The 836-nt window shown below is 24.4% G+C and carries 1 pseudogene; it reads left to right on the forward strand.

Features of this window, described 5'->3' with window-relative positions:
* Window positions 1–149: 149 nt before the first annotated feature.
* A pseudogene (locus L8V85_RS08290) lies at window positions 150–836 on the forward strand (hypothetical protein); the annotation flags it as partial.

An 836-nucleotide genomic window follows, 5' to 3' on the forward strand; every position in this document is an offset into this window, starting at 1 on the left:
TTAAACACTAAACACTAGGATTTATCCTAGTGTATATAATGAGTATATTAATGAATATACTCATGTTAAAAATATTTTAATTAATCAATATAAATATTGAAAAACAAAAACTTAAAATTAAAATACATCATTAAAAGGAAAAAATAAGTATGAAAAAACTTTTACTTAGCACTATAGCAATTAGCTCTTTAGTCTATGCTAATAATGGAAGTATTATCATAGCTAAAAATGATATAGAAAAGGTTATAGAACTATCCCCTGATAGAAACCTCCCTCAAAACAAAGCTATCAAAGAAAATCTAAAAACCAAAGATGATTATAAAAAAACTCAAGAAGCTAAAAAAGACTTTGAAGAAAAAAAGAAAGAATTAAAAGAAAAACTAAATCAAGAAGATAAAACTAATGAGGAAGCTAACAATCAAACTAATAACAACACTACCAACCTAAATAACCAAACTAACACTAACACAAACAATGACAAAACTAACACTAACTCTAGTATAAATAATCAAACAAACAATAATTTTAATTCAACTAATAATAGCTTTAATACCAATAATGCTTCAAACAATCATAGTTTTAATAATAACACTACCAAATTAAACAATCAAACCAATACCAACAATAATACAAGTAACCCAAATAATCAAACAAACAATAGTTCTAATAATAACTCTACTAACTCAAGTAATCAAACTAATACTACCACCACTAAAGAAGTAATAACCAAATACAAATTTATTATCACTAATGAAAACACTAGCTTTGAAAAGCTAGGTATTAAAGAAGAAGATTTACAAATACTCATTAGTGAGTTTAGCACTAGAAAATTTAGC

The organism is Campylobacter sp. IFREMER_LSEM_CL2090, assembly GCF_025771865.1.
In the GTDB taxonomy this organism is placed as follows: Bacteria; Campylobacterota; Campylobacteria; order Campylobacterales; family Campylobacteraceae; genus Campylobacter_D; species Campylobacter_D lari_D.